This is a genomic window from Pseudomonas sp. PS01301 (genome assembly GCF_029960215.1).
GTDB lineage: Bacteria > Pseudomonadota > Gammaproteobacteria > Pseudomonadales > Pseudomonadaceae > Aquipseudomonas > Aquipseudomonas coleopterorum.
Genome location: NZ_JASCPM010000051.1, coordinates 24,791 through 31,039, shown reverse-complemented (window position 1 = coordinate 31,039; position 6,249 = coordinate 24,791). Strand labels below are relative to the sequence as shown.

Annotated in this window: 6 protein-coding genes; 2 read left to right on the top strand and 4 right to left on the bottom strand. The window is 60.5% G+C overall.

Annotated features, from left to right (window positions below; all coding sequences use genetic code 11):
* Nucleotides 1-147: 147 nt before the first annotated feature.
* Both ahpF and ahpC read right to left on the bottom strand, forming a co-directional pair.
* Entirely contained in the window at nt 148-1,710 is a 1,563-nt protein-coding gene (gene ahpF / locus QMX89_RS20005; RefSeq protein ID WP_049859457.1) for an alkyl hydroperoxide reductase subunit F, read from the bottom strand.
* Between the two features lie 186 nt (nt 1,711-1,896).
* Nucleotides 1,897-2,460: an alkyl hydroperoxide reductase subunit C gene (gene ahpC, locus QMX89_RS20000; protein ID WP_043189224.1), complete on the bottom strand. Its 564-nt coding sequence runs from the start codon at nt 2,458-2,460 to the stop codon at nt 1,897-1,899.
* 270 nt (nt 2,461-2,730) lie between these two features.
* Here ahpC and QMX89_RS19995 point away from each other — a divergent pair, with 270 nt between their 5' ends.
* Complete coding sequence (locus QMX89_RS19995; RefSeq protein WP_167649307.1) at nt 2,731-3,375, top strand: response regulator; 645 nt, start codon at nt 2,731-2,733, stop codon at nt 3,373-3,375.
* 16 nt (nt 3,376-3,391) lie between these two features.
* Here QMX89_RS19995 and gorA read toward each other — a convergent pair whose 3' ends face one another.
* Nucleotides 3,392-4,750, bottom strand: coding sequence for a glutathione-disulfide reductase (gene gorA, locus QMX89_RS19990; RefSeq protein ID WP_282349564.1), 1,359 nt, complete (start codon nt 4,748-4,750; stop codon nt 3,392-3,394).
* A gap of 104 nt (nt 4,751-4,854) precedes the next feature.
* Nucleotides 4,855-5,697 (bottom strand): UTP--glucose-1-phosphate uridylyltransferase GalU, encoded by an 843-nt coding sequence (galU, locus tag QMX89_RS19985; protein ID WP_049859454.1) that lies wholly within the window; start codon nt 5,695-5,697, stop codon nt 4,855-4,857.
* Nucleotides 5,698-5,969: 272 nt separating this feature from the next.
* Between galU and QMX89_RS19980 the strand changes: the two genes are divergently transcribed.
* Nucleotides 5,970-6,248 carry a hypothetical protein gene (locus tag QMX89_RS19980; protein ID WP_192067550.1) on the top strand — a complete coding sequence of 93 codons (279 nt, stop codon included), beginning with the start codon at nt 5,970-5,972 and terminating at the stop codon, nt 6,246-6,248.
* Nucleotide 6,249: the final 1 nt, after the last annotated feature.

The following is a 6,249-nucleotide window of genomic DNA, read 5'->3' as shown; positions in this document are numbered from 1 at the left end:
CAGCGGCGCAAGCCGCGTCAGCGGTGCACGCAATCCCCCTGTAGCAGCGGCGCAAGCCGCGTCGGCGGTAGACGCGGTGCGCCTGGGTGAACGCGTTGAAGGCTGACGCGGCTTGCGCCGCTGCTACAGGGGGCTTTGCCGGTCGTATCAGGCCGGGGCGGACGTGCGGATCAGGTGATCGAATGCCGACAGCGAAGCCTTGGCGCCTTCGCCGACCGCGATGACGATCTGCTTGTACGGCACGGTGGTCACGTCACCGGCGGCAAAGATACCCGGCAGGTCGGTTTCGCCACGGGCGTCGACCATGATCTCGCCACGGTTCGACAGCTCGATGGTGCCCTTGAGCCAGTCGGTGTTGGGCAGTAGGCCGATTTGCACGAAGATGCCTTCCAGCGCGATTTCGTGATGCTCGCTGCTCTGGCGATCCTTGTAGCGCAGACCATTGACGCGCTGTCCGTCACCGGTCACTTCAGTGGTCAGCGCACTGGTGATGACCTTGACGTTGGGCAGGCTGTGCAGCTTGCGCTGCAACACGGCGTCGGCACGCAATTGTGTGTCGAACTCGATCAGCGTCACGTGGGCGACAATACCGGCCAGGTCGATGGCCGCTTCCACACCCGAGTTGCCACCGCCGATCACCGCAACGCGCTTGCCCTTGAACAGCGGACCGTCACAGTGCGGGCAGTAGGCCACGCCACGGTTACGGTATTCCTGCTCACCTGGCACGTTCATTTCACGCCAGCGCGCACCGGTCGCCAGGATCAGCGTCTTGGCCTTGAGCGACGCGCCGCTGGCAAAGATCACCTCGTGAGGCGCACCGTCCTTGCCCGGCACCAGTTTCTCGGCGCGCTGCAGGTTCATGATGTCCACGTCGTACTGCTTGACGTGCTCTTCCAGGGCGACAGCCAGCTTCGGACCTTCGGTTTCCTGCACGGAAATGAAGTTCTCGATGGCCATGGTGTCCAGCACTTGCCCGCCGAAACGCTCGGCCGCAACACCGGTACGGATACCTTTACGCGCCGCATAGATGGCCGCCGATGCACCAGCAGGGCCGCCGCCGATCACCAGCATGTCGAACGCCTGCTTGGCGTTGAGCTTTTCCGCCTGACGATCACTGGCGCTGGTGTCGATCTTGGCCAGAATCTCTTCCAGACCCATGCGGCCTTGGCCGAAGTTCTTGCCGTTAAGGTAAATGCTTGGCACAGCCATCACCTGACGCTCTTCGACTTCGGCCTGGAACAGGGCGCCATCGATGGCCACGTGACGAATGTTGGGGTTGAGCACCGCCATCAAGTTCAGCGCCTGGACCACGTCCGGGCAGTTCTGGCACGACAGCGAGAAATAACTTTCGAACAGGAATTCGCCCTTCAATGCGGCGATCTGTTCGATGACCTCGGCACTGGCCTTGGACGGGTGGCCGCCAACCTGCAGCAGCGCCAGTACCAGCGAGGTGAATTCGTGACCCATGGGGATACCGGCGAAACGCAGGCCGATGTCCGCTCCGGGGCGATTGATGGAAAACGACGGCTTGCGCGCATCGTTACCGTTGTCCAGCAGCGTGATCTTGTCCGACAGTGCATCGATGTCACGCAGCAGACCGAGCAATTCCTGGGATTTCGCGCCGTCATCAAGGGACGCGACGATCTCGATCGGTTGGGTGACCCGTTCCAGATAGGCTTTCAACTGGGCTTTAAGATTGGCGTCCAACATGAGGGCGATTTCCGTTTTGAGTGTTTCGAAGACGACAGTTGCCCGCCAGGGCACTGGGCCCCGCGTGAGCGAGATACTTTTGGAAACGATGATACGAAAGCGGTCCGTTACGCAGGTGTCGCCATCACGTAACGGATGTCGCGATCCCGCGGGAAATGACCCGCGGGACACAGCGTGGGAAGCTGCTTAGATCTTGCCAACCAGGTCCAGCGATGGAGCCAGGGTGGCTTCGCCTTCTTTCCACTTGGCTGGGCAGACTTCGCCTGGGTGGGCAGCAACGTACTGGGCAGCTTTGACCTTGCGCAGCAGTTCGGAAGCGTCACGGCCTACACCACCGTCGTTCAGTTCGACGATCTTGATCTGACCTTCGGGGTTGATCACGAAGGTACCACGATCAGCAATACCGTCGGCTTCGATCAGCACGTCGAAGTTCTTCGAGATGACGTGGGTCGGGTCACCGATCAGCGGGTACTGGATCTTGCCGATGGTGTCGGAAGTGTCGTGCCAGGCTTTGTGGGTGAAGTGGGTGTCGGTCGACACGCCGTAGATTTCCACGCCCAGTTGCTTGAACGCTTCGTAGTTGTCGGCCAGGTCGCCCAGTTCGGTTGGGCAGACGAAGGTGAAGTCGGCTGGGTAGAAGAATACGACAGACCATTTGCCTTTCAGATCGGCGTCGCTGACCGGCACGAAAGCGCCATTGTGGTAAGCGGTGGCGTTGAATGGCTTGACTTGGCTGTTGATGATCGGCATCGGTGACTCTCCTTCAGGGGGTTGAAATCGTGTTTGAATTCGATAGGGAGCATCCTAAACACATGCTCGAGCGATAGCTCATTGGCAAACTGGATGCTACCGATTGGTTTTGCCTATCGAGGCTACCCATAATAAAGAAGAATTGTGAACAGAGGGCGATGCCGCCACTTTTTGTCGACTTTTCTCACGCCTGCACCAACGCCTTCCTGACAGCCATGCCCCCACCTGACAGCTAGCATGGGGCCCGCTTTTGCAGATGAGATCAACCAGGTGACTATCAAAACCATCGTGGCCGACGACCACTCGGCCGTTCGACTCGGGCTGCGCATCGCTCTGGAGCGTGCACCGCGATCGCGCTTCAGCGTCATCGACGAAGCCGAGAGCGCCAGTCAGGTCCTCGAATGCCTGCAACAGCACGCCTGTGATCTGCTGATCACCGACTACCGGATGCCGCAGGAGCAAGGTGGCGACGGCTTGGCCCTGTTGCGTCAGGTACGCCTTCTCTACCCACGCCTGCCCGTGCTGGTGTTGACTACGCTGGACAACCCCATGGTGCTGCGTGCCATTCTCGACAGCGGAGCGCGGGGCCTGTACGACAAGCAGGAATGCCTGAGCAACCTGAGCACGGCGGCTTACACCCTGATGCGCGGCAGCCACTACCTCAGCGCCCGCTTCACCCGGCGTCTGGCCGAACACGAAGTCGAACCCCGGGGCGCCCATGAGCGCCTCTCGACCCGTGAACTGGAAGTGCTGAAATTGCTGGTAGGCGGCATGAGCGGGCGTGACGTGGCTGCCCATCTGGATCGCAGCGAGAAGACCATCAGCCGCCAGAAACGCTGCGCCATGGAAAAGCTGGGCATCAGCCACGATGCCGCGCTGCAGGAATACGCCGCCGTGGTTGGCCTGCCGGACTGACCGGCAGGCCCAGGACTCAGGCGTCCACCGGTGTGCGCATGGTGACGAACTCTTCGGCGGCCGTGGGATGCACGCCGATGGCTTCGTCGAAGACCTGCTTGGTCGCGCCAGCCTTCAATGCGATGGCGAGGCCCTGAACGATCTCGCCAGCATCGGGACCGACCATGTGGCATCCCAGCACCTTGTCGGTATCGGCATCGACCACCAGCTTCATCAGGGTGCGCTCCTGGCTGTGGGTCAGGCTGAACTGCATGGGCCGGAAACGGCTTTCGAAAATCTGCACCGAATGGCCCTGCTCGCGCGCTTCTTCCTCGGTCAAGCCGACGGTACCGATGTTCGGCAGGCTGAACACCGCCGTCGGAATGTGCTTGTAATCCACCGGGCGATACTGCTCGGGCTTGAACAGCCGACGCGCCACGGCCATACCCTCGGCCAAGGCCACGGGCGTGAGCTGTACCCGTCCAATCACGTCACCCAGCGCCAGGATCGACGGCTCGGTGGTCTGGAACTGCTCGTCGACCTGGATGAACCCCTTGTCGTCCAGCTTCACACCGGTGTTCTCCAGCCCCAGGTTGTCCAGCATCGGCCGGCGTCCGGTGGCGTAGAACACGCAATCGGCCGCCAACTCGCGGCCGTCCTTGAGGGTGACGTTGAGGCTGCCGTCATCGAGCTTGTCGATGCGGGCAATGTCGGCATTGAACTGCAGGTTCATGCCGCGCTTGGTCAGCTCTTCGCTCAAGTGCTTGCGCACCGAACCATCGAAGCCGCGCAGGAACATCTCGCCGCGGTACAGCAAGGTGGTTTCGCTGCCCAGGCCATTGAAGATCCCGGCGAATTCGACGGCGATGTAGCCGCCCCCTACCACGATCACTCGCTTGGGCAACTGCTCGAGGAAAAACGCCTCGTTCGACGTGATGGCATGCTCGCGCCCCGGTACGTCGGGGATCTGCGGCCAGCCACCGGTTGCCACGAGGATGTGCTCGGCACTGAAGCGCTGGCCGTCCACTTCGACCGTGTGCGGGTCGACCAGGCGTGCATGGCCTTCGACCAGCTTGACGCCGCTGTTCACCAGCAGATTGCGGTAGATGCCATTGAGCCGTTCGATTTCCTTGTTCTTGTTGGCGATCAGCGTCGACCAATCGAACGAGGGTTTCTCCAGGCTCCATCCAAAGCCGCTGGCATGGTCGAAGTCGTCGGCAAAGTGCGCGCCGTAAACCAGCAGTTTCTTCGGTACGCAGCCCACGTTGACGCAGGTCCCGCCCAGGTAGCGGCTCTCGGCCACCGCCACTTTTGCGCCGAAACCTGCGGCAAAACGCGCGGCGCGCACACCGCCGGAACCGGCGCCAATCACGAATAAATCGAAGTCATAGCTCATGTTGCTCTCCTGGCACCTGCACGACCCGCCAACGGGCCGTAGCCATAAACAAGAACGCCGCTGTCCGAAGATCAGCGGCGTCGATCATGCAAGCCGGTGAGGCGTCAGATAAACGCCTTGCCGGTTTTGTAGAAGTTTTCGAAACAGAAGTTGGTGGCGTCGATGTAGCCTTCCGCACCGCCGCAGTCGAAACGCTCGCCCTTGAATTTGTAGGCCAGAACGCAACCGTTCTGGGCCTGCTTCATCAGGGCATCGGTGATCTGGATCTCGCCACTCTTGCCTGGCTCGGTCTGTTCGATGAGGTCGAAGATGTCCGGGGTCAGGATGTAGCGGCCGATGATGGCCAGGTTCGATGGGGCATCTTCAGGCTTTGGCTTTTCAACCATGCTGGTCACGCGATAGATGTCTTCGCGAATCATGTCACCGGCGATCACGCCGTACTTGTTCGTTTCCTGAGGATCGACTTCCTGAATGGCGACGATCGAGCAGCGGAACTGGTTGTACAGCTTGACCATCTGCTGCAGCACGCCGTCGCCTTCCAGATTCACGCACATGTCGTCCGCCAGTACCACGGCGAACGCCTCGTCGCCGATCAGTGGACGACCGCTGAGGATAGCGTGGCCCAAGCCCTTCATCTGCACCTGGCGGGTATAGGAGAAGGTGCACTGGTCGATCAGCTTGCGGATGCCGACCAGGTACTTCTCTTTCTCGGTGCCCTTGATCTGGGTTTCCAGCTCATAGCTGATGTCGAAGTGGTCTTCGATCGCGCGCTTGCCGCGACCGGTGACGATGGAGATTTGGCTCAGGCCAGCTTCCAGGGCTTCTTCGACGCCGTACTGGATCAGTGGCTTGTTGACGATCGGCAGCATTTCCTTGGGCATTGCTTTGGTCGCTGGAAGGAAGCGAGTACCGTAGCCGGCCGCTGGAAACAAGCATTTCTTGATCATGTGAGTCCTTACAAAAGAGCAATGCTGACGAGGTACGGCACAGTCGGTTTCAGGCGTCGACTACTTCACAATGTCTGCCGCTGGCCAATTGATTGGTTGATAGAGAAATCCTGGTGAAGATAGTTCCACTGCGGAGTAAATATTGCTACACCGCTTGAGCAACGGAAAATTTCCGCGAACAACTACCCTTGCCGCTTGCCAGTGTATAGCATTGGGCCACCGCATAGCGGCCCCCTTGTCTACCTGAAGAATCCCGCCTCATGAACACCCTCCTGCGCACTACCCTGTCCTGCATCGCCGTGCTCGCCGTTTCGGCCTGCGCGAGCACTTCCCCCACCATTTTGAAGAACGGCCAACAGGGCTTGAACATCGACTGTTCGGGCCAGGCCATGTCCTGGGACAAGTGCGACGAGCAGGCTAGACTCGAGTGCCCCGGCGGCTACCAGACGGTAGCGACTCAGGGCGTGCCGAGACGTGCTAACGAGGCTGGGCTGGCGGATGCCGACCTGGGCAACTACCAGACCCGCAGCCTGGTGGTGATCTGCAAATAGC